At 71.2% G+C, this 20,420-nt stretch carries 17 protein-coding genes and 1 pseudogene; 3 read left to right on the forward strand and 15 right to left on the reverse strand.

What is annotated here, in order from left to right:
* Positions 1-2: 2 nt before the first annotated feature.
* The 7 genes from aroC to AC0ZLC_RS12315 form a co-directional block, all read right to left on the reverse strand.
* Positions 3-1,187, reverse strand: coding sequence for a chorismate synthase (gene aroC / locus AC0ZLC_RS12285; RefSeq protein WP_476751961.1), 1,185 nt, complete (start codon positions 1,185-1,187; stop codon positions 3-5).
* A gap of 173 nt (positions 1,188-1,360) precedes the next feature.
* Positions 1,361-2,206, reverse strand: a complete 846-nt coding sequence (locus AC0ZLC_RS12290; protein ID WP_476751962.1) for a shikimate dehydrogenase — start codon at positions 2,204-2,206, stop codon at positions 1,361-1,363.
* Positions 2,203-4,026: an endolytic transglycosylase MltG gene (gene mltG, locus AC0ZLC_RS12295; RefSeq protein WP_476751963.1), complete on the reverse strand. Its 1,824-nt coding sequence runs from the start codon at positions 4,024-4,026 to the stop codon at positions 2,203-2,205. Before mltG ends, AC0ZLC_RS12290 begins: the two co-directional genes overlap by 4 nt.
* 120 nt (positions 4,027-4,146) lie before the next feature.
* A complete protein-coding gene (gene ruvX, locus AC0ZLC_RS12300; RefSeq protein WP_476751964.1) occupies positions 4,147-4,611 on the reverse strand; it encodes a Holliday junction resolvase RuvX in 465 nt (154 codons plus the stop codon).
* A gap of 10 nt (positions 4,612-4,621) precedes the next feature.
* Positions 4,622-7,294 (reverse strand): alanine--tRNA ligase, encoded by a 2,673-nt coding sequence (gene alaS / locus AC0ZLC_RS12305; RefSeq protein WP_476751965.1) that lies wholly within the window; start codon positions 7,292-7,294, stop codon positions 4,622-4,624.
* Positions 7,294-7,632, reverse strand: coding sequence for a DUF6167 family protein (locus AC0ZLC_RS12310; protein WP_476751966.1), 339 nt, complete (start codon positions 7,630-7,632; stop codon positions 7,294-7,296). Before AC0ZLC_RS12310 ends, alaS begins: the two co-directional genes overlap by 1 nt.
* A gap of 7 nt (positions 7,633-7,639) precedes the next feature.
* Positions 7,640-8,074 (reverse strand): DUF948 domain-containing protein, encoded by a 435-nt coding sequence (locus AC0ZLC_RS12315; protein ID WP_358855553.1) that lies wholly within the window; start codon positions 8,072-8,074, stop codon positions 7,640-7,642.
* 164 nt (positions 8,075-8,238) lie between these two features.
* On the opposite strand from AC0ZLC_RS12315, the pseudogene AC0ZLC_RS12320 reads away from it, so the two are divergent.
* Positions 8,239-9,359, forward strand: a pseudogene (locus AC0ZLC_RS12320) (ATP-binding protein); the annotation flags it as partial.
* A gap of 158 nt (positions 9,360-9,517) precedes the next feature.
* On the opposite strand, the gene rpsD reads toward AC0ZLC_RS12320, so the two are convergent.
* The 5 genes from rpsD to AC0ZLC_RS12345 all read right to left on the reverse strand — a co-directional run bounded on the left by rpsD (position 9,518) and on the right by AC0ZLC_RS12345 (position 14,964).
* Positions 9,518-10,132 (reverse strand): 30S ribosomal protein S4, encoded by a 615-nt coding sequence (gene rpsD, locus AC0ZLC_RS12325; protein WP_358855555.1) that lies wholly within the window; start codon positions 10,130-10,132, stop codon positions 9,518-9,520.
* Between the two features lie 334 nt (positions 10,133-10,466).
* A complete protein-coding gene (locus AC0ZLC_RS12330) occupies positions 10,467-11,822 on the reverse strand; it encodes a replication-associated recombination protein A (protein ID WP_476751967.1) in 1,356 nt (451 codons plus the stop codon).
* A gap of 66 nt (positions 11,823-11,888) precedes the next feature.
* Positions 11,889-12,527: a vitamin K epoxide reductase family protein gene (locus AC0ZLC_RS12335; RefSeq protein WP_476751968.1), complete on the reverse strand. Its 639-nt coding sequence runs from the start codon at positions 12,525-12,527 to the stop codon at positions 11,889-11,891.
* Positions 12,528-12,979: 452 nt separating this feature from the next.
* Positions 12,980-14,242, reverse strand: a complete 1,263-nt coding sequence (gene hisS, locus AC0ZLC_RS12340; RefSeq protein WP_476751969.1) for a histidine--tRNA ligase — start codon at positions 14,240-14,242, stop codon at positions 12,980-12,982.
* Positions 14,243-14,253: 11 nt separating this feature from the next.
* Positions 14,254-14,964: an MBL fold metallo-hydrolase gene (locus tag AC0ZLC_RS12345; RefSeq protein ID WP_476751970.1), complete on the reverse strand. Its 711-nt coding sequence runs from the start codon at positions 14,962-14,964 to the stop codon at positions 14,254-14,256.
* 187 nt (positions 14,965-15,151) lie between these two features.
* On the opposite strand from AC0ZLC_RS12345, the gene AC0ZLC_RS12350 reads away from it, so the two are divergent.
* Together AC0ZLC_RS12350 and AC0ZLC_RS12355 are read left to right on the forward strand one after the other, a co-directional pair.
* A complete protein-coding gene (locus AC0ZLC_RS12350) occupies positions 15,152-15,973 on the forward strand; it encodes a peptidylprolyl isomerase (protein WP_476751971.1) in 822 nt (273 codons plus the stop codon).
* Between the two features lie 135 nt (positions 15,974-16,108).
* Positions 16,109-17,338, forward strand: coding sequence for a DUF349 domain-containing protein (locus AC0ZLC_RS12355; RefSeq protein WP_476751972.1), 1,230 nt, complete (start codon positions 16,109-16,111; stop codon positions 17,336-17,338).
* A 78-nt stretch (positions 17,339-17,416) separates the two neighbouring features.
* Here the strand turns inward: AC0ZLC_RS12355 and AC0ZLC_RS12360 are convergent, their stop codons facing one another.
* From AC0ZLC_RS12360 to AC0ZLC_RS12370, 3 genes are read right to left on the reverse strand one after another with little or no spacing between them, the layout of a single operon-like run.
* Positions 17,417-18,565, reverse strand: a complete 1,149-nt coding sequence (locus AC0ZLC_RS12360) for a caspase family protein (protein WP_476751973.1) — start codon at positions 18,563-18,565, stop codon at positions 17,417-17,419.
* Complete coding sequence (locus tag AC0ZLC_RS12365; protein ID WP_476751974.1) at positions 18,546-18,968, reverse strand: effector-associated constant component EACC1; 423 nt, start codon at positions 18,966-18,968, stop codon at positions 18,546-18,548. The genes AC0ZLC_RS12360 and AC0ZLC_RS12365 overlap by 20 nt, the downstream gene beginning before the upstream one ends.
* Positions 18,961-20,397 (reverse strand): serine/threonine-protein kinase, encoded by a 1,437-nt coding sequence (locus AC0ZLC_RS12370; protein ID WP_476751975.1) that lies wholly within the window; start codon positions 20,395-20,397, stop codon positions 18,961-18,963. The genes AC0ZLC_RS12365 and AC0ZLC_RS12370 overlap by 8 nt, the downstream gene beginning before the upstream one ends.
* Positions 20,398-20,420: the final 23 nt, after the last annotated feature.

Raw genomic sequence — 20,420 nt, forward strand, 5'->3', positions numbered from 1 at the left:
GCTCACCGGATGGCCAGGTTCTCGAGGTACGACTCGACGTTGCGGCGGGTCTCGGGGACGCTGTCGCCGCCGAACTTCTCGGCCACGGCGTCCGCCAGGACCAGCGCCACCATGGCCTCGGCGACGATGCCGGCGGCCGGGACCGCGCACACGTCGGAGCGCTGGTGATGGGCCTTGGCGGCCTCGCCGGTGGCCACGTCGATGGTGGCCAGGGCGCGCGGCACGGTCGCGATCGGTTTCATGGCGGCCCGCACGCGCAGGAGTTCACCGGTCGTCAGACCGCCCTCGGTGCCGCCGGAGCGGCCGGTGGAGCGCTTGATGCCCTGGTCGGTGTGGACGATCTCGTCGTGCGCCTGGGAGCCGGGCACCCGCGCCAGGTCGAAGCCGTCGCCGACCTCCACGCCCTTGATGGCCTGGATGCCCATGAGCGCCGCGGCGAGCCGGGCGTCGAGCCGCCGGTCCCAGTGCACGTGCGAGCCGAGGCCGACCGGGACGCCGTAGGCCAGCACCTCGACCACTCCGCCCAGGGTGTCGCCGTCCTTGTGGGCCTGGTCGATCTCCGCGACCATCGCCTTCGACGCGTCGGCGTCCAGGCAGCGCACCGGATCGGCGTCGAGCCTCTCCACGTCCGAGGGCCTGGGGTACACCCCGTACGGCGCCTTGGCGCCCGCCAGCTCGGTCACATGGCTGACGATCTCGATGCCGGCCGTCTCCTTCAGGTAGGAGCGGGCCACCGCGCCGAGCGCCACCCGGGCCGCGGTCTCCCGCGCCGAGGCACGCTCCAGGATCGGCCGGGCCTCGTCGAAGCCGTACTTCTGCATGCCCGCGAGGTCCGCGTGGCCGGGGCGGGGCCGGGTCAGCGGCGCGTTGCGGGCCAGGTCGGCGAGGATCTCCGGGGCGATGGGGTCGGCCGCCATGACCTGCTCCCACTTCGGCCACTCGGTGTTGCCCACCATGACAGCGACCGGGGAGCCGAGGGTGAGGCCGTGCCGGACGCCGCCGAGGAAGGTGACCTCGTCACGCTCGAACTTCATCCGCGCACCGCGCCCATAGCCGAGGCGTCGCCGGGCCAGGTGGTCCGCCACCATGTCCGTGGTGATCGGCACGCCGGCGGGAAGTCCCTCCAGCGTCGCGACGAGTGCGGGACCGTGGGACTCCCCCGCGGTCAGCCAGCGCAACCTGCTCAACGGTGCTCCTCCTGCTCGCGCCCGGTACTGCTGCTGCGTACGCGCGTCCTCGCGTACGGCGAAGGCGGGACCGGGTGCGCGGCCCTGGCCCGCCACCTCCGATCCTCCCACGTCCGGCGGCGGGAACCGGCCCCAGGTCCATCAGGCGGACGGCAGCGGGGAGCCCGGGGGTCTCAGTGCCCCGCGAGCGCGTGCTCGCCCGCCGTGCGCATGGCGTCCAGCGGCGCGGGCGAACGGCCGGTCATCTGCTCGACCTGGAGCACCGCCTGGTGCACGAGCAGGTCGAGGCCGCTGACGACCGCGCCGCCGTACGCCGACCAGCGGGCGGTGAGTTCGGTGGGGAACGGGTCGTACAGCACGTCGAACAGGGTGGCGGGGCGCTCGGGCACCGCGGCGGCGAGCGCGTCCGTGGCGCCCGCGGGGGTGGTGGCGATCACCAGGGGCGCGTGCAGGGCCTGTGCCGCGTCCTGCCAGTCCGCCGTCCGCACGTCGATGCCGAGCCGCTCGCCCCACTGCCGCATCTCGGCGGCACGCGTTTCGCTGCGGACGTACGCGACGACCTCGCCGGTGCAGATCCGCGCCAGCGCGGCCAGCGCGGAGGAGGCGGTGGCACCGGCACCGAGCACGGCGGCGGAGTCGACCTGCTCGATGCCCCGCTCGCGCAGGGCGGCGACCATGCCGGGGATGTCGGTGTTGTCACCGGTGCGCCGGCCGTCCTCGGCGAAGACGACCGTGTTCACCGTCTCGACGGAGGCGGCCGTCTCGCTGATCTCGTCGAGCAGCGGGATGACGGCCCGTTTGAGCGGCATGGTCAGCGACAGCCCCGCCCATTCCGGCCCCAGCTTCCCGACGAAGGCGGGCAGCGCCTCCTCGTCGACCTCGAACCGGTCGTAGGACCAGCCGTCGAGACCCAGCCGCTCGTACGCGGCCCGGTGCAGCACCGGGGACAGGGAGTGGGCGATCGGAGAGCCCAGTACGGCGGCCCTGCGCTTGCTGACGTGGGTGCCGGTGCCGCTCATTGCCCCTTCTGTTCCTCGAGGTACTTCTCACGGTTGCGGTTCTGCTCTTCGTTCGTCTCGGCGAACAGCGTCCTGTCCTCGCTGACGGAGACGAAGTAGTACCAGTTGCCCTTGGCCGGCTTGAGCGCGGCCTCGATGGCCACCTCGCCGGGGTTGCCGATCGGCCCGGGCGGCAGACCCTTGATCTTGTACGTGTTGTACGGGTCGCTGAGCCGGCGCAGTTCGTTGACGGACCCCGTCGCGAGCTTGGACTCGCCGCGGAGGTAGTTGACGGTCGAGTCGAAGTCGAGCAGGCCGTAGGTCTCGGTGTTGTCCGGCTTCAGGCGGTTGTAGACGACCGTCGCGACCTTCTCGAAGTCGCGCTTGTACTTGCCCTCGGCCTGGACGAGGCTCGCGACCGTCAGCACCTGCAGGGGGTTCTTCAGGTTCAGGTCGTCGGCCTTGGACTCGATGCCGAGCTCGGCGTACTTCTCCTTGGCCAGGTCGACCATCTGCTCCAGGACCTCCTTGGGCTTCATGCCCTTGGCCACCGGATAGGTCGACGGGAAGAGGAATCCTTCCAGCGGGTCCTTGATGTTCTTGCCCGTGTTCGCCCAGGAGGGCAGGCCGAGGTTTGGCCATTCCTTCCGGGCGACGCCCCGGGTGGTGCCCTTCTTGATCTCGAGGGCCTTGTCGACGGCCGCGTAGACCTGGGCGTTGCGCTCACCCTCGAAGACCGTCAGGTTGTTCCGGCTCTTCGGGTTGAGCATAAGCGCGACGGCGCTCTCGGCGGACATCTGCTTGTTGAGCAGGTAGGAGCCCGGCTGGATCTTGCCGGGGTTGTTCGACTGGGCGGTGACGAAGGCGTCGACGCTCTTGACGACGTCCGCGTCCTTCAGCTTCTGCCCGATCGCGTAGCCGAAGGCGCCCTTGGGGATGACGACGGTGACCTTCTCGCCCGTGCCGTCGCCCGCGTAGTCCGGCGCCGAGCCGAAACGGTTCTGGTAGAACTGGTACCCGAAATATCCGACTCCGCCGAGGCCGCCGCCGAAGACGAGGACGACCACGAGGCAGGCGCATCCGCTGCGCCGCTTGCGGTCCTTGCCGCCGCCCCGGCCCCGCCGGTCCCCGCGCCCGCCGCGGCCGTCCGCGTCGTCGTCGGAGTCGTCGTCATCGTCAGCGAAGAAGGCGTGCTCGCCCTGGTCGGGTCCGGGATCCCAGTCGGTGTGCGGCTCCGGTTCGGCACGGCGCCGGGCGGGCGGCTCGGGCGGCGGGTACGCGTCCGGGGTGTTGTAGAAGTCGGGCTGCTCACCGCTCGCGTAGGAGGCCGCGTGGGCACCGTAGGGGTCGACCGGGTCGGCGGGGTACGGGACCTGGGCGTTCGGCCCGGTGTTCCAGCCGCCGTTGTCGGACTCCTGCTGTCCCTGGTCGGCGTACTGCCGCTGTTGCCCCTGCTCCGGGTACGGCCCGCCCTGCCCCTGGAAATGCTGCCGGTCCTGGTCGTACTGCGGCTGTCCGCCCTGGCCGTACTGCTGATGATTTTGCTCGCCGTACTGCTGCGGGGCCTGGCCGTGCTGGTGATTCTGCTCAGCGTAGGGCTGCTGGGCCCGCTCGCCGTACTGCTGCTGACCCTGCTGGTCGTACGTGGCCTGGTGGCCGTTGTCCCAGTCGCCGTACTGCGGCTGCTGCGGCTGCGGCTGCGGCTGCTGCGGATGGTGCTGCGGCTGGCCGCCGTAGGGGGACTGGCCCTCCTGGGCCTGTCCTCCCCATCCGCCGTCCCCGTACAACGGGTCCTCCGGATGCCACGGTTCGGAGCCTGGGCCCCGGCCATACTCAGTCATCGATCCCCTAGAGCCGCGAGGCGGTGGCTGCTGGCGCCTGGCACGGCTCCTGTCCGCCTCTTTTCTGTGCGGCGACTGTTCGAACACCGCCACATCGCGCGGAACGTTACCGTATCGCGATCAGATGACCACTTCGACGCCCTCGCCGGGCGCCCCGCCTGACGCCCGTTCGGACTCCAGGGCCTGCTGCAGAATGATGACGGCGGCCGCCTGGTCGATGACCGACCTGCCCTTCTTGGACTTCACGCCCGAGGCGCGCAGTCCCTGACTGGCCGTCACCGTGGTCATTCTCTCGTCCAGCAGCCGCACCGGGACGGGTGCGATGCCCCGGGCGAGCTCCTGGGCGAAGGCGCGGACCTTGACCGCGGCCGGGCCCTCGCCCCCCTTGAGGGAGCGAGGGAGTCCGACGACGACCTCGATCGGTTCGTACTCCTCGACGAGTTGCCGCAACCGGCGGTGAGCGGCCGGGACATCGCGCCCCGCCACCGTCTCCACCGGGGTGGCGAGGATCCCGTCGGGGTCGCACGAGGCGACCCCGATGCGGGCGTCCCCGACGTCGATGGCGAGCCGACGTCCTCTGCGCATCTCCGAACCCTTACTTGGCCGTCTCGGCGACGAGACGCTCGACGGCGTCCACGGCGTCACCGATGGCGGCCGGGTTCTGGCCGCCGCCCTGGGCGACGTCCGGCTTGCCGCCGCCACCGCCACCGAGGGTCTTGGCGGCCGTACGGACGAGTTCACCGGCCTTGAGGCCGCGCTCGCGGGCCGCCTCGTTGGTGGCGATGACCGTGAGCGGCTTGCCGCCCACGGTGCTGAACAGGGCGACGACGACGGCCCGTCCGCCCTGGATGCGGCCCCGCACGTCGAGCACCAGCCTGCGCAGGTCGTCGGCGGTCGTGCCGTCCGGGACCTGCCCGGTCACCAGCGCGATGCCGCGTACGTCCTTGGCGGACCCGGCGAGCCCGGCGGCGGCCTGGAGGACCTTCTCCGCGCGGAACTTCTCGATCTCCTTCTCGGCGTCCTTCAGCTTGCCGAGCATGGCGGAGATCTTCTCCGGGAGCTCCTCGGGGCGGCCCTTGACCAGCTCCTGGAGCTGGGCCACGACCGTGTGCTCGCGGGCGAGGAAGTTGTAGGCGTCGACACCCACCAGGGCCTCGATGCGCCGCACGCCGGAGCCGATGGACGACTCGCCGAGCAGCTTGACCAGGCCGAGCTGGGCGGTGTTGTGCACGTGGGTGCCGCCGCACAGCTCCTTGGAGAAGTCGCCGATGGTGACGACGCGCACGCGCTCGCCGTACTTCTCGCCGAACTCGGCGATGGCGCCTTGCTTCTTCGCCTCGTCGATGCCCATGACCTCGGCGTGCACGTCCAGGTCGCGGGCGAGCACCTCGTTGATCTGCTGCTCGACGTCCGTCATCACGGTCGTGGGTACGGCCGACGGGGAGCCGAAGTCGAAACGGAACCGGCCGGGCTGGTTCTCCGAGCCGGCCTGGGCGGCCGTCGGGCCGAGAGCGTCCCGCAGGGCCTGGTGGGTGAGGTGCGTGGCCGAGTGGGCGCGGGCGATCGACGTGCGGCGGCGCACGTCGATGGTGGCCTGGGCCTTGGCGCCGACGGTCACCTCGCCGACCTGGACGACGCCCTTGTGGACGTACACCCCGGGCACCGGCTTCTGGCAGTCGCGGACCTCGATGACGGCGCCGGTGTCCACCCGGATGCGGCCGGTGTCACCGATCTGGCCGCCGCCCTCGGCGTAGAACGGCGTGCGGTCGAGGACGATCTCGACCTCGTCGCCCTCCGTGGCCGCCGGCGAGGACGCGCCGTCGACGAGGATGCCGACGACGGTGGACTCGCCCTCGGTCTGCGTGTAGCCGATGAAGTCGGTCTCGCCGGCGGCGTCGGCGATCTCGCGGTAGGCACCGAGGTCGGCGTGGCCGGTCTTCTTGGCCTGGGCGTCGGCCTTGGCGCGCTCCCGCTGTTCCTTCATCAGGCGGCGGAACCCGTCCTCGTCCACGGAGAGGCCCTGCTCGGCGGCCATCTCGAGGGTGAGGTCGATCGGGAAGCCCCAGGTGTCGTGGAGCAGGAACGCCTTGTCGCCGGAGAGCACCGTGCCGCCGGCGGCCCTGGTCTCGGCGACGGCGGTGTCGAGGATGTTCGTGCCGCCCTTGAGGGCTTTGAGGAAGGCGGCTTCTTCGGCGAGGGCCACGGTCTCGATGCGCCGGCGGTCGGAGACGAGTTCCGGGTACTGCCGGCCCATCATCTCGATCACGACGTCGATGAGGTCCTTGACGACCGGGCCGGTGGCGCCGAGCAGCCGCATGTTGCGGATGGCGCGGCGCATGATGCGGCGCAGCACGTAGCCACGGCCCTCGTTGCCGGGGCTGACGCCGTCACCGATGAGCATGACGGACGTGCGCATGTGGTCGGTGACCACGCGCAGCGAGACGTCGGAGTTGTGGGCGGCGCCGTACTCGACGCCGGTCAGCTCGGTGGCCTTCCTGATGACGGCCATGGAGGTGTCGATCTCGTACATGTTCTGCACGTTCTGCAGAATCATGGCGAGGCGTTCCATGCCGAGGCCGGTGTCGATGTTCTTCTGGGGCAGCTCGCCGAGGATCTCGAAGTCCTCCTTCGAGGTGCCCTCGCCGCGCTCGTACTGCATGAAGACCAGGTTCCAGATCTCCACGTACCGCTCGTCGTTGACGGCCGGGCCGCCCTCGACACCGAACTCGGGGCCGCGGTCGTAGTTGATCTCGGAGCACGGGCCGCAGGGGCCGGGGACGCCCATGGACCAGTAGTTGTCCTTCTTGCCGAGCCGCTGGATGCGCTCGGCGGGCACGCCGATCTTCTCGCGCCAGATCTGCTCGGCCTCGTCGTCGTCGAGGTAGACGGTCACCCACAGGCGCTCCGGGTCCAGCCCGTAACCGCCCTTGTCCTGGGGCGAGGTGAGCAGCTCCCAGGCGTGCGTGATGGCGCCTTCCTTGAAGTAGTCGCCGAAGGAGAAATTGCCGCACATCTGGAAGAAGGTGCCGTGGCGGGTGGTCTTGCCGACCTCTTCGATGTCGGGGGTGCGCACGCACTTCTGCACGCTGGTGGCGCGCGGGAACGGCGGCTTGACCTCACCAAGGAAGTACGGCTTGAAGGGGACCATGCCCGCGGGGACCAGGAGCAGAGTCGGGTCGTCCGCGATGAGCGACGCCGAAGGGACGACGGTGTGACCGCGCTCCTCGAAGAAGCTCAGCCAGCGGCGGCGAATCTCGGCCGACTCCATCAGTGGTCCTCATTCCGGTTGTACGAGTGCGTCGACCTCTCGACGTACTCGGGGTTGCTGCGGTTCTCGATGGCGGCCAGGCGCCGCGGGGCGGGCAGTGCGGGATCCGTGGCGGCGTTCAGTCCGAGTGCCTCGTCGAGTTCGGCCTCGCGCTGGAGCATGCCCTCACGTACGTCGAGGGCGAAGTCCTTGAGCCGGTGGCCCGCCTCGATCGCCTTGTTCGCGGCCTGTGCCGCGAGGCTCTCGGGAGTCAGCTGCCTGATCTTGCGGTTGACCTTGGTGGTGGCCCATACGCCGGCGGCTGCGCCCGCGGTGAACCAGAACGTACGGCGGAACATCGCTGCGTCAGTCCTTCTTCCGCTTTCCCCGTCGCGCGGACGGGACGGTGCGTCCCACGATCACGGTGCGGCGGGACGCCTTGGGGGGCTCGTTCTCACGTCGGACACCGAGTGCCCGGCGGACGCCGTAGCCGAACGCCGCGACCTTCACCAAAGGGCCGCCGAAGGTGGAGGCGACCGTCGTGGACAGCGCCGACGCGTTCGACGTGACCTCCTGGACGTCGGAGGCGATGGCGTCCACCCGGTCGATCTGGGTCTGTGCGGAGCGCACCGCCGAGGAGGCGTCGGCCAGCAGGGGGACGGCCTGGTCGGTCACGTCCGCCACGAGCTTGGTGGTCGCCCTGAGCGTCTGGGCCAGTCTCGCCAGTGCCACGGCGAGGAAGGAGACCAGGATCGCCCAGAACACGGCCACCAGGATCCCGGCCACCTCTCCACCGGACACTCTGATTGCACCCGCTCCCTGATACGTGCCTGAAGTTCGAAAAGTCGTCCCCCGAGCCTATCGCGCCGGGGCCGCCGCTCCGCACCCGATTACCGCCGCCCCCGCGCGGAGTTCGCGCGAACCGATTGTACGGAACGCACACGTGTCAGTACGCTCCGTGCCCCATGCGCCCCTCTCACCCGCCCCGGCCCGCGGGCTGCCCGGCCCCCGGCAATCTCCCCCTGGAACTCAACGCGTTCGTGGGGCGCTCGGCGGAACTGAGGCGGCTGGACGAGGCACTGGGGTCGGCCCGGCTGGTGACCGTGACGGGGATGGGGGGCGTCGGCAAGTCGCGGTTCGCGGCGCACGCGGCGGCACGGACGGACCCGGGCGACGGAGCGTGGCGGGTGGAGCTGGCCGCGGTCCGTGAGCCGGAGCTCGTGGAGTACGCGGTGCTGGAGGCGCTGGGACTGACGGACCACACGTCCCGGCTGCCGCGCGAGGTACTGCTCGACCATCTCGCCGGGCGTCGGCTCCTGCTGGTCCTGGACGGTTTCGAGCATCTGGTGGACGTGTGCGCCCCGCTGGTGGGCGAGTTGTTGCGGGCCGTGCCGGGGCTGCGGGTGCTCGCCGTGGGGCGCAGGCCGCTGGAGGTCGAGGGCGAGCAGTTGTTCCCGCTGGCGCCGATGACCGGGACGGAGGCCGTGCAGCTGTTCGGGGTGCGGGCCGCGGCCCGGGTGCCCGGGTTCGCGGTGGACGACGCGAACCGGTCCGCGGTCCTGGAGCTGTGCCGGCGCCTCGACGGGATTCCGCTCGCCGTCGAACTGGCCGCGGGCCGGCTGAGCACGCTCTCCCCCGCGCAGCTGCTGTCGCGCCTGGAGGACCGGTTCCGGCTGCTGACGGGCGGTGGGCGGGACGTGCCGCCGCGCCACCGGACGCTGCGTACGGCGATCGGCTGGAGCCACGAGCTGTGCACACCGGAGGAACGGCTGCTCTGGTCGCGCCTCTCGGTGTTCGCCGAGCGGTTCGACCTGGAGGCCGCCGAGTACGTGTGCAGCGGTGACGGGCTGCGGGCCGAGGACGTCCTCGACGTCCTCGGCGCACTGCTCGCCCAGTCCGTGGTCACCCGCGAGGAGAGCCCGCCGGCGTCCGTTACCGCATGCTCGCCACGGTCCGTGCGTACGGCGCCGAGTGGCTGGAGGCGACGGGGGACGCGGGGCGGTTGCGCCGCCGCCACCGGGACTGGTTCATGGTCCTGGCCACGTGGTGCGAGCTGGACTGGTTCTCGCCGCGCCAGGGAGAGGTGCGCTCGGGCGGGCCGGGAAGCGGACGCTCGGCGCGGTGCCGGCGCCGCGGTCGACGCCGGCACGCGGGGACATGCGGAAGCCCGCCGCCTCGCCCACCCGGAAGGGCGGCGAGACGGCGGGCTGACACGCAGGTGGTGCTACGTCCGCCGGAAGACGATCAGCGGGCGTAGTACTCGACGACGAGCTGCTCGTCGCAGATCACCGGGATCTCCTTGCGGTTCGGCTCGCGGTCCAGGCGGAAGGCCAGGGCGCGGAGGTTCACCTGGAGGTAACGCGGGGTCTCGCCGTCGGGGGCGAAGCCACCCTCACGCGCGACCTCGAACAGCGGCTTCTGGCGGCTGCGCTCGCGGACCATGACGACGTCGTCCGGCCTGACGCGGAAGGACGGCTTGTCGACCTTCTGGCCGTTGACCTCGATGTGGCCGTGGACGACCATCTGGCGGGCCTGGTAGATCGTGCGGGCGATGCCCGAACGCAGGACCAGCGCGTCGAGACGGCGCTCGAGCTCGATGACCAGGGCCTCACCGGTCTTGCCCTGGGTCTTCGCGGCACGCTCGTAGGCGCGGACGAGCTGACGCTCGGACACGTCGTACTGCGCGCGCAGACGCTGCTTCTCGAGCAGACGGACCTTGTAGTCCGAGTTCTGCTTGCGGCCGCGGCCGTGCTCGCCCGGCGGGTAGGGGCGGGCCTCGAAGTACTTGACGGCCTTCGGGGTCAGCGCGATGCCGAGGGCACGCGACTTCTTGACCTTGGGGCGGGACTGGTTCGGCATGAACCAAACACCTCGTGTCTCTGATGTGAATACGGCTTCACCAGGGTTAGGGGAGGTCGCAATCCGCAGCCGGGGAAACCCTGCGGGTCCGCTCAGGACCTGCCGGGCAGCCGCTCTCCGGTCTGGGCACATACGTGCAGCACGCGAGTGGCCCACCGACCTGTTCCCGGTGGTCCGGGAGGGTGGTGGGCTGCCCGCGACACCTTCGACGGTGCGCGACGCTCCTGGATCCCCTGCGCCTCGCGGCACACGGGTTCCGGCTGGATGTCCCGTTCTGGTGGTGCCGACCGGAGCCGGACACGGGACGCAGCGCTTCAGGGAGTCTACAGGGTGGTCAGGACCGTCCTCGACCGAGGTGCTTCCTGGTCCATTCGACGGCGTCCGCGTAGCGTGCCTCGGCGCCGTGCCGGGTGGGGGTGTAGTACTCCCGGTCCCTGAGCTCCTCCGGTGCGTACTGCTGGGGGGCGATGCCCTCGGGCAGGTCGTGGGGATACACGTAGCCCTGCGCGTGCCCCAGTTGGGCCGCGCCCTTGTAGTGCCCGTCGCGCAGATGGGCCGGGACGGGGCCCGCGTGGCCCTTGCGCACGTCCTCCATGGCGGCGCCGATGGCGGTGGTCGCGGCGTTCGACTTCGGGGCGAGGGCGAGGGCGATCGTGGCGTGGCTGAGGGTGAGGGCGGCCTCGGGGAAGCCGATCATCGCGACGGCCTGGGCGGCGGCGACCGCGACCGGCAGGGCGTTCGGGTCGGCGAGGCCGATGTCCTCGCTGGCGGAGATCATCAGCCGGCGGGCGATGAAGCGGGGGTCCTCGCCGGCCTCGATCATCCGCGCCAGGTAGTGCAGGGCGGCGTCCACGTCCGAGCCGCGGATGGACTTGATCAGGGCGCTCGCGACGTCGTAATGCTGGTCGCCGTCGCGGTCGTACTTCACCGCGGCGCGGTCGACCGTCTCCTCCAGGGTCTGGAGGGTGATCTCCGGCTCGCCCTTGTCGAGCGCGGACCCGGCCGCGGCCTCCAGGGCGGTCAGGGCCCGGCGGGCGTCGCCTCCGGCGATCCGCAGCAGGTGCTCCCGGGTGTCCTCGGGGAGGGTGACGGCCTCCTTCAGGCCGCGCTCGTCGGTGAGCGCCCGGCGCAGCAGAGCGCGCAGGTCGTCGTCCGTGAGCGGTTCGAGGGTCAGCAGCAGGGAGCGGGACAGGAGGGGGGAGATCACCGAGAAGTAGGGGTTCTCCGTGGTCGCGGCGATCAGGGTCACCCAGCGGTTCTCGACGGCCGGGAGGAGGGAGTCCTGCTGGGCCTTGCTGAAGCGGTGGATCTCGTCGAGGAAGAGGACCGTCTCCTTGCCGAAGCCGCCGGTGGCCCGGCGGGCGCCCTCGATGACCGCACGCACTTCCTTGACGCCCGCGGTGATCGCGGACAGCTCGACGAAGCGCTTGTCCGTGGCCTTCGAGACGACGTACGCGAGGGTCGTCTTGCCGGTGCCCGGCGGCCCCCAGAGGATGACCGAGGACGGTCCCGCGGGGCCTTTGCCGCTGTCGCCCACCAGTCTGCGCAGGGGCGAGCCCGGCTTCAGCAGGTGCTGCTGGCCCACGACCTCGTCGAGGGTGCGCGGGCGCATCCGGACCGCCAGGGGGCTGCTGGACGGGTCCTTCTCCTGGCGTTCTTCTGCTGCGGCGGTGAACAGGTCGGGCTCCACGTACGAAACCCTATGCCACGCCACTGACAACGCCGCCGGGCCCGGTCGGCCGGGGCCCGGGCGGGGTCAGCCGGTCCAGAAGTCCCACCAGCGGGTGAGGATCAGCATGCCGATGATGCCGATGTGCAGCACGGGCAGGACCCAGGTGAACTCGCCGAAGAAGCTCTTCAGCGGGCGCGGCGCCGGCAGGAAGCCGTGGCGGATGTTCGAGGAGGTCACGTACCAGAACATGAGGATCGTGGCGACCCAGGCCAGGCTGCACCACAGGCACAGCGAGTTGATCCGGTACAGGGACTGGAACTGCAGCCAGGTGCAGAAGGCGACACCGAAGAGGGTGCCGGCGTTGAAGGTCAGCCAGTACCAGCGGGGGAAGGTCGCCCGGGCGAGCAGGCTGACGCCGATGCAGATCACGATGCCGTACGCGACCAGTCCGAGCATCGGGTTGGGGAACCCGAAGACCGAGGCCTGGTCGCTCTTCATGATGTTGCCGCAGGAGACGACCGGGTTGAGGCTGCAGCCCGGCACGAAGCCCGGGTCCTCCAGCAGCTTGAACTTGTCGATCGTGATGACCCACGCGGCGAGCAGACCGGCCGCGCCGGTGATCACCAGCAGCAGGGCGAAGGCCGGGCTGCCGCCCACGGTCCGCGGAGCGCCGCCGCGCTCCTGGTCGAGGGAGGCGCCGTCCTTGACTGTCGTCTTGCTCATCACGCCGATCCGTTACTGGGAGTGGGCTCTGCGGGCACGGTCATTGTGCCGCACGCACGCGCGTGTCCACCGTTCGATGGACATAAGGAGGTACGGACGGCCGTGCCGTCGCGTTCGCTGTGCCCGGAAGCCGGCCGGCCTGACGGAACACGCGATCAACTCTCGGCGGGTGTGCGGGGACCGCCCCAGCAGGACCGGTACGTGATCGCCGTCGACGGCACCGGCCTCGGATCCGGGCACGGCGAGGTGTTCCGCCCGGCCCGGAACTCGGCAGCGTCCGGCAGGGGGAATCCGCACCCGCGGAGTTGACGGCCCGCCCGACCGTGAGGCATTCGTCCCGTTGACACCGGAAGTCGCATGACCGCCGGGGGGTCGTCGCCCCGAAAACGCCGGGACGGGCCGAGGCCTCCCCGGTGCGGGAAGCCTCGGCCCGTCCGACAGGACCGGGGCCGTCAGCCCAGGCGGGATTCCAGCTCCGCCACGATCTCGTTGACCCCGATCGGGGTCTGCTCGCCGGACTCCATGTCCTTCAACTGGACGACGCCCTCGGCGAGATCGCGCTCGCCGGCGACGATCGCATAGCGGGCGCCACTGCGGTTGGCGTTCTTCATCGCGCCCTTGAGGCCCTTGCCGCCGTACGAGAAGTCGGCCGCGACACCGACCTTGCGCAGCTCGTTGACCTTGGCGAAGAGGAACCGGCGGGCCTCGTCGCCGAGCGGTACCGCGAAGACGCTGGTCGCCGACGGGATTTCGAGCGAGACGCCCTCCGCCTCCAGGGCGAGGACCGTGCGGTCGACGCCGAGCGCCCAGCCGACGGACGGCAGCGCGGGGCCGCCGATCATCTCGGACAGCCCGTCGTAGCGGCCGCCGCCGCCGACCGCGGACTGCGACCCGAGTCCGTCGTGGACGAACTCGAAGGTCGTGCGCGTGTAGTAGTCGAGGCCGCGCACCAGCTTCGGGTCGTCCTCGAAGGAGACGCCCGCGGCCGTGATCAGCTCGCGGACCTCCTCGTGGTACGCCTTGCAGGCGTCGCACAGGTAGTCCCGCAGCAGCGGAGCGCCGGTGAGCTGCTTCTGGACGTCGTCGCGCTTGTCGTCGAGGACCCGCAGGGGGTTGATGTCGGCGCGGCGCAGCGTCTCCTCGTCGAGGTCGAGCCCGCGCAGGAAGTCCTGGAGGGCGGCGCGGTAGACGGGACGGCACTCCTTGTCGCCCAGGGAGTTCAGCAGGATGCGGAACTGGCGCAGCCCCAGCGAGCGGTACGCCTGGTCCGCCAGGATGATCAACTCGGCGTCGAGCGCCGGGTCCTCGGCGCCGATCGCCTCGGCGCCGACCTGCGAGAAGTGGCGGTAACGGCCCTTCTGCGGGCGCTCGTAGCGGTAGTACGAGCCCGAGTACCAGAGCTTGACGGGAAGGTTGCCGGCCTTGTGCAGGTTGGCCTCCAGCGCGGCGCGCAGCACCGAGGCGGTGCCCTCGGGGCGCAGCGCCAGCCTGTCGCCGCCCTTGGTCTCGAAGGCGTACATCTCCTTGGTCACGATGTCGGTGGACTCACCGACACCGCGGGCGAACAGCTCGACGTTCTCGAAGCCGGGCGTCTCGATGTACCCGTAGCCGGAGGTGCGCAGCGGGGCGGCGATGGCCTCGCGCACGGCGAGGTAGGCGGCGCTGTCCGGCGGGATCAGGTCGTACGTGCCCTTGGGGGCCTTGAAGGTGCTCACGGAAGGTCTCGTCACATTCCTCGTCGGGGAGCCTCGGGTGCTCCCTGGCCGGCGGCGGCCACCTGCCGCAGATACGGGTTGGTGGCGCGCTCCTGGCCGATGGTCGTCTGGGGGCCGTGGCCGGACAGCACCACGGTCGAGTCGTCGAGCGGCAGGCACACACGCGCCAGCGAGTCGAGCAGCTCGGCCGCGTCGCCGCCGGGCAGGTCGGTGCGTCCGACGGAGCCGGCGAACAGCAGATCCCCTGAGAAGAACACGGACGGGATGTCCGCGCTCTCGGGCATGCGGAAGGTCACCGACCCCTTGGTATGGCCGGGGGCGTGCGCGACGGAGAGGCCGAGGCCCGCGAGCCTGAGCTCGGCGCCGTCGGTGAGTTCCTTCACGTCGTCGGGCTCCCCCACGGTCAGTTCGCCCATCAGCGGCATCCCGATGGAACGGCCGAGCGCCTTCTCCGGGTCGCTCATCATGTAGCGGTCCCGGGGGTGGATCCAGGCCGGTACGTCGTGCGCTCCGCAGACCGGTACGACCGAGGCGACGTGGTCGATGTGGCCGTGGGTGAGGATGACCGCGACAGGCTTGAGCCGATGCTTGGCGAGTGCGTCCTCGACTCCCTGGGCGGCCTGATGGCCCGGGTCGATGATCACGCACTCCTCACCCGCGGCGGGGGCGACCAGATAACAGTTGGTCCCCCAGGCCCCGGCGGGGAACCCGGCAATGAGCACGATCGTCCTTCGTTTGTGTCGTACGAGGTCATACGGCGTCGTACGGGGCGGGTGGCTGCGGATCAGAGCCTACCGGCGCTGCCGTTTCCTCAGCGAACCCATATACGGTACGGGGCACACGCAGGCGGTCGGCTCTCTGAACGCACGCGTCCCCTTTGCCGAACGAGACGCACGAGGAGAAAACCCGGTGGTCAGCCAGGAGCAGCGGCGGCGTCAGCTCGCCCGGGAGAAGTTCTTGCGGCAGCAGCAGCGGCGTACGGCCGCGCGGCGCAGGACGCACGCACGCAACGCGGTGATCGCGTCGGTCCTCGGCGTCGTCGTGGTGGGCAGCGTCGTGTCGTACGCGACCGGGGTCTTCAAGAACGACGACAAGAAGGCCAACGCGGGCGCGGAGGTGACGCCGAGCCCCTCGGCGCCGAGCAAGGCGCCGGATCCGTGCAAGAAGGCCGGCCCGGGCAAGGTGGAGTCGCTGAGCTGGAAGAAGGAGCCGGCCCTCACCATCGACAAGTCCGCGGACTACACGATGAAGCTGGCGACGACCTGCGGCGACATAGACGTCGACCTGAAGACGGCCGCGGCGCCGCACACGGTGAACTCGTTCAACTTCCTCGCGGGCAAGGGGTACTTCGACCACACCAAGTGCCACCGGCTGGTCACGAACGGCATCTACGTGCTCCAGTGCGGTGACCCCAAGGGCACGGGCAGCGGCGGTCCGGGCTACACGATCCCGGACGAGAACCTGAAGGACAAAAGTCTGAAGGGCGGCATCTACCCGGCGGGCACGGTCGCCATGGCCAACACCAGCCAGAAGCACACCGGCGGCAGCCAGTTCTTCCTCGTCTACCAGGACAGTCAGCTACCGCCCAATTACACACCGTTCGGGACGATCTCGAAGTCCGGCATGACCGTTCTGAAGAAGATCGCCGCGGCCGGGGAGAGCACCGGCCAGGGCGACGGCGCACCCAACGCGACCGTCGTGATCAACAAGCTGACCGTGACGAAATCCTGACCCCCAGCTGCGAAACTTCGGTCGCGCGGGATGCGGACAGCCGCCCCGCCGGTCGCCTATGTTGGCCGTGACGAAACTGTGGACGATGCCCGGGGGCGCGGAAGCCTCCCGCGGGCATCATGTGGAGGAGGCGCTGTGAGCAGCGACCCGTGGGGCCGCGTCGACGAGACGGGGACCGTGTACGTGCGTACGGCCGAGGGCGAGCAGGTCGTCGGTTCCTGGCAGGCCGGCTCCCCCGACGAGGCGCTGGCCTACTTCGAGCGCAAGTACGAGGGCCTGGTTGTGGAGATCGGCCTCCTCGAGAAGCGAGTGAAGACCACCGACCTGTCGGCGAAGGACGCCCAGGCCGCCATCGCGCACATCCGTGAGCAGGTGGACGCCCACCACGCGGTCGGTGACCTGGACGCGCTGCGCGGGCGGCTGGACAAGCTCGTCGAGACGGTCGACGCGCGCCGTCAGGAGCGCAAGGAGCAGCGGGCCAAGCAGTCCGACGAGGCGCGGCACGCCAAGGAGGCCCTGGTCACCGAGGCGGAGGAGCTGGCGCAGAGCGAGCAGTGGCGGTCGGCCGGTGAGCGGCTGCGCGCGCTGGTGGACACCTGGAAGGGGCTGCCGCGGCTGGACCGCAAGTCGGACGACGAGCTGTGGCACCGCTTCTCGCACGCGCGCTCGGCGTTCTCCAAGCGGCGCAAGGCGCACTTCGCGTCGCTGGACGCGCAGCGCGAGGAGGCTCGCAAGACCAAGGAGAAGCTGGTCGCCGAGGCCGAGGCGCTGTCCGCTTCGACGGACTGGGGTCCGACGGCGGCCCGCTACCGCGAGCTGATGGCGGACTGGAAGGCCGCGGGTCGCGCCCAGCGCGAGCACGAGGACGATCTGTGGAACCGCTTCCGCGGCGCCCAGGACGTCTTCTTCGCGGCGCGCGGTTCGGTCTTCGCCGAGCGGGACGCGGAGCAGTCGGAGAACCTGAAGCTCAAGGAGGAGCTGGCCGAGGAGGCCGAGAAGCTCGTCCCGGTGCAGGATCTCAAGACCGCCCGTGCCACGTTCCGTTCGATCAACGAGCGCTGGGAGGCCATCGGCCACGTGCCGCGCGACGCCCGGCCGAAGATCGAGGGCCGGATGCACGCGGTGGAGCGGGCTCTGCAGGAGTCCGAGGAGACCGAGTGGCGGCGGACCAATCCCGAGGCACGTGCGCGTGCGGAGGGTCTGACCGGCCAGCTGCAGGCCGCCGTGGACAAGCTCACGGGTCAGATCGAGGCGGCGCGCTCCGCGGGCAACACCGCGAGGGCCGACAAGCTCCAGAAGGAGCTCGACGGCCGTCAGGCGCTGCTGGACCAGGCCCTGAAGGGTCTGCAGGAGTTCGGCGGCTGACGTCGGCCGACTGACGGCGTGCGGCCTTCCTTCGGTGCGGCCCGGCGGTGGATCCTCCACCACCGGGCCGCACCGCGTTCATGACGGGACGCGCGGTCCGCCCTGTTCGGCGATGTGGAGGGCGTGCTTGAGGACCTCGCAGGCCTGGATGTGGTTGCCGCACTCCTGAAGGAGATCGGCGAGCCGCCGGCACACCAGAATGGCTTCCGGCCCGTACAGCTTGTGCACCTGCCGGAAGGCCAGCTCCAGGACCTCGATGGCCTCCCCCACCTGGCCGGACTCCGCGAGCAGCTGGGAGAGTTCCAGCTGGACGGCGAGCAGGTCGCCCCGGCCGTTCGCCGTCTGTTCCTGGAGGGCGAGCCGCAGCACGGGAAGGGCGTCCCTGGTGTTGCCTGCGGCGCGCAGGGCCCGGGCCACGTTGAGGCCGGTGGCGACCATCGCGGCGCGTACGTCGGCGGCGAGGACCGGTCCCGCGGGGGCGCGGTGGCCGGCGCGGGCCTTGTTGCGGGCGAAGGCGAGCCGTCCCACGCCGTTCTCCTGGGAGCGCTGCGGCAGCGGGCGGTTCTTGGCCCGCAGCCGCTCCTCCAGGACCCGGTAGAGGGTGTCGAGGTCGATGAGTTCGGGTCCGTCGTGGACGCCGTCGCGCAGGACGGTGAGGAGTTCACCGGTGAACGCGGTGTAGCGCTCGCCGTCGGGTGCGAGCGCCAGCCGGTCGCGCGGGGAGGCGGTGAGCACGAAGGCGCCGTCGACGGCGGCCTGCGCGGCAAGTACGTCACCGCCGCCGACGAGGGTGCGGGCGGCCCGGCCGCTGAAGCAGCAGTCGAGGACGACGACCTTGCGGCGGGCGCGTGAGGCGCGCAGGGCGGAGCGCAGGTGCTGGTAGGCGACGGCGGTGTAGCCCAGGTGGTCGCGGGAGTCGCCGAGCGCGAGGTACAGGTCGGCGGACTCGGAGTCGCGCATGCCGTGCCCGGCGTAGTACACGATCAGGGTGTCGGTGGCCTCGTCGCCCGCCTGGTGCACCGGGTCGAGCATGGCGAGCGGACTCTGCGGGTCGGTGACGACGGTGCAGTGCTGGACGGGGAGCCCCCAGACCGTGGCGTCGCACAGCTCGGCGGCGAGGTCGACCACGTTCGCCTCGACGGCGGGCAGTTGGGGCAGGTGCCGGTAGGAGGCGGTGCCGATCAGGACCGCTCTGGAGCGGGCCGGGTCAGGGAGCGTCGAGGTCACTCTCGGCTTCCTCCCGGTCGAGGAGTCCGACGATCCGGCGCAGGGTCTCCTCGTCGCGCGCCGCCTCGGCGGTGAGCAGCACCTCGACCTCGCCGCGGCGCAGGGTGACGGCGGGGGCCCGGCGGCGCGAGCTCTGCCACTGGAGCACGGAGACGACCAGCGACGCGGTGGACAGCCCGCTGCCGAGGGCGAGTTGGAGGAGGTCGAACCCCGAGCCCAGGTGCTGTGCGCCGGCCGGCTCGCCCCCGATCCGGGCGCGTACGTCGAGCGTCTCGTCCGCGTGCAGCCAGTGCAGCAGGGAGCGGAGTTCGTCCTCACTGCCGGGTGTTTCCCCGGTGTCCGGCGTCCGCTGGGCCCCCGCGGCCGTCGGGACCGCTGCGATCCCCGCGACGAAGTCAGTCATCGGTCCCGTCCGTTCGTCGGCCTACACGTTTGTTCACCTGCGAGAACAGGCCCAGTGCCTGGTCCCCGGCGTCCAGCCTGGCCAGGCACACGGCCTGCCAGTACTGGCTGGTCAGGGTGGTGAGGTGGTCGGGGCCCAGCGACGACAGGCACACCGGCACGATCACCGACAACATCTGTGCCGCTTCGCGGAGTTCACCGCGCAGCACCAGGTTGACCGCCTCGCGCTGCCGGGACAGGGCGTTCGACGCGGTCATGCTGCTCAGGACGAGCCGCCGGGTGGCGTCGCTGAGGGTGGGCGGCGCCAGAGCGCGGCCGGCCATGCGGAACGATGCCCCCGCGTCCTGCTCGGAGAAGGCGCCGCCGTCCGGCGCTCCGGCCCCCCAGCCCTCACCGGCAGAGCCCGGGGGCAGCGGCGGCACGGCCGACTGGTCCCAGTCGTACTCGGGCGCCTCGAACGGCGGCTCGGACGGGTTCTGGCCTCCGGGGGCGGGCGGGCCCCCGGCCGGGGGCGAGCCCTGTGCGGCGGGCGGCTCGGCGAGGCCTTCCAGCACCTCGGCGCGGATGTGCCGCGCCAGCAGGCCGGCCAGCAGTGCGGTGCCGCCGTCGGCGAGGCCCCTGAGTTCCTCCTCGACCGTCTCGACCCGCTGCGGCCGGTCGGCGGGATCCTGCTCGCAGAGCCGGTCGACGAGGCGGGTCAGATCGACGGGGTACGGCGGTTTCCGCCCGGCCAGCCGCGGGATGCCGTCGCCCAGGGCCTTCTCCACGATGGCTCCGACGTCCATGGTCGCGCCGAACGGCATCTCGCCCGTGATCATCAGGTACATGCAGGCGCCCAGCCCGTAGAGGTCGGCGGCGGGCTCCGGCAGCGCCCCGCGGATCGCCTCGGGCGCGATGAACTGCGGTGTGCCCATCAGCATGCCGGTCCGGGTGATCACCGCCTCCCCGGCGAGGCGGGCGAGCCCGAAGTCCTGGAGGACGACCCGTCCGCCGCGGTCGATCGCCACGTTCGAGGGCTTGACGTCCCGGTGCAGCACGCCGGCCGCGTGGGCGGCGGCGAGTGCGTCGGCGACCCCGAGGGCGACGGAGGCCACCGCGGCCGGCGGCAGCGGTCCCGTCGCCGCGACCAGGTCGGCCAGGGTCATGCCGTCGAGCACCTGCATGACCAGGAACGGCGTGCCGTCGTGGACCCCCGTGTCGTACAGCGTGACGACCGAGGGGTGGTCGATCCTGGCCAGCGCGCGGGCCTCGCGCATGAAGCGCTCGAGTGCCTCGCTGTCGGCGGCCAGTCCCTCAACGGCGGTCAGCAGCTTCACCGCGACGCGGCGCCCGAGCACCTCGTCGACCGCCTCGTACACCACGCCCATGCCGCCCCGCCCGAGGAGCCCCACCGGGCGGTAGCGGCCGGCCACTAAGCCGATGCCGTCCATCTCGTCCCCCGTCGTCCGGTCGG

Source organism: Streptomyces sp. GLSS-08, from assembly GCF_056387915.1.

Excerpts from the sequence above, each read along its gene's own strand:
- AC0ZLC_RS12290 (WP_476751962.1), bottom strand. The coding sequence starts at position 2,206 with ATGAGCGGCACCGGCACCCACGTCAGCAAGCGCAGGGCCGCCGTACTG.
- mltG (WP_476751963.1), bottom strand. The coding sequence starts at position 4,026 with ATGACTGAGTATGGCCGGGGCCCAGGCTCCGAACCGTGGCATCCGGAG.
- ruvX (WP_476751964.1), bottom strand. The coding sequence starts at position 4,611 with ATGCGCAGAGGACGTCGGCTCGCCATCGACGTCGGGGACGCCCGCATC.
- alaS (WP_476751965.1), bottom strand. The coding sequence starts at position 7,294 with ATGGAGTCGGCCGAGATTCGCCGCCGCTGGCTGAGCTTCTTCGAGGAG.
- AC0ZLC_RS12310 (WP_476751966.1), bottom strand. The coding sequence starts at position 7,632 with ATGTTCCGCCGTACGTTCTGGTTCACCGCGGGCGCAGCCGCCGGCGTA.
- rpsD (WP_358855555.1), bottom strand. The coding sequence starts at position 10,132 with ATGCCGAACCAGTCCCGCCCCAAGGTCAAGAAGTCGCGTGCCCTCGGC.
- AC0ZLC_RS12335 (WP_476751968.1), bottom strand. The coding sequence starts at position 12,527 with ATGAGCAAGACGACAGTCAAGGACGGCGCCTCCCTCGACCAGGAGCGC.
- AC0ZLC_RS12365 (WP_476751974.1), bottom strand. The coding sequence starts at position 18,968 with ATGACTGACTTCGTCGCGGGGATCGCAGCGGTCCCGACGGCCGCGGGG.
- AC0ZLC_RS12370 (WP_476751975.1), bottom strand. The coding sequence starts at position 20,397 with ATGGACGGCATCGGCTTAGTGGCCGGCCGCTACCGCCCGGTGGGGCTC.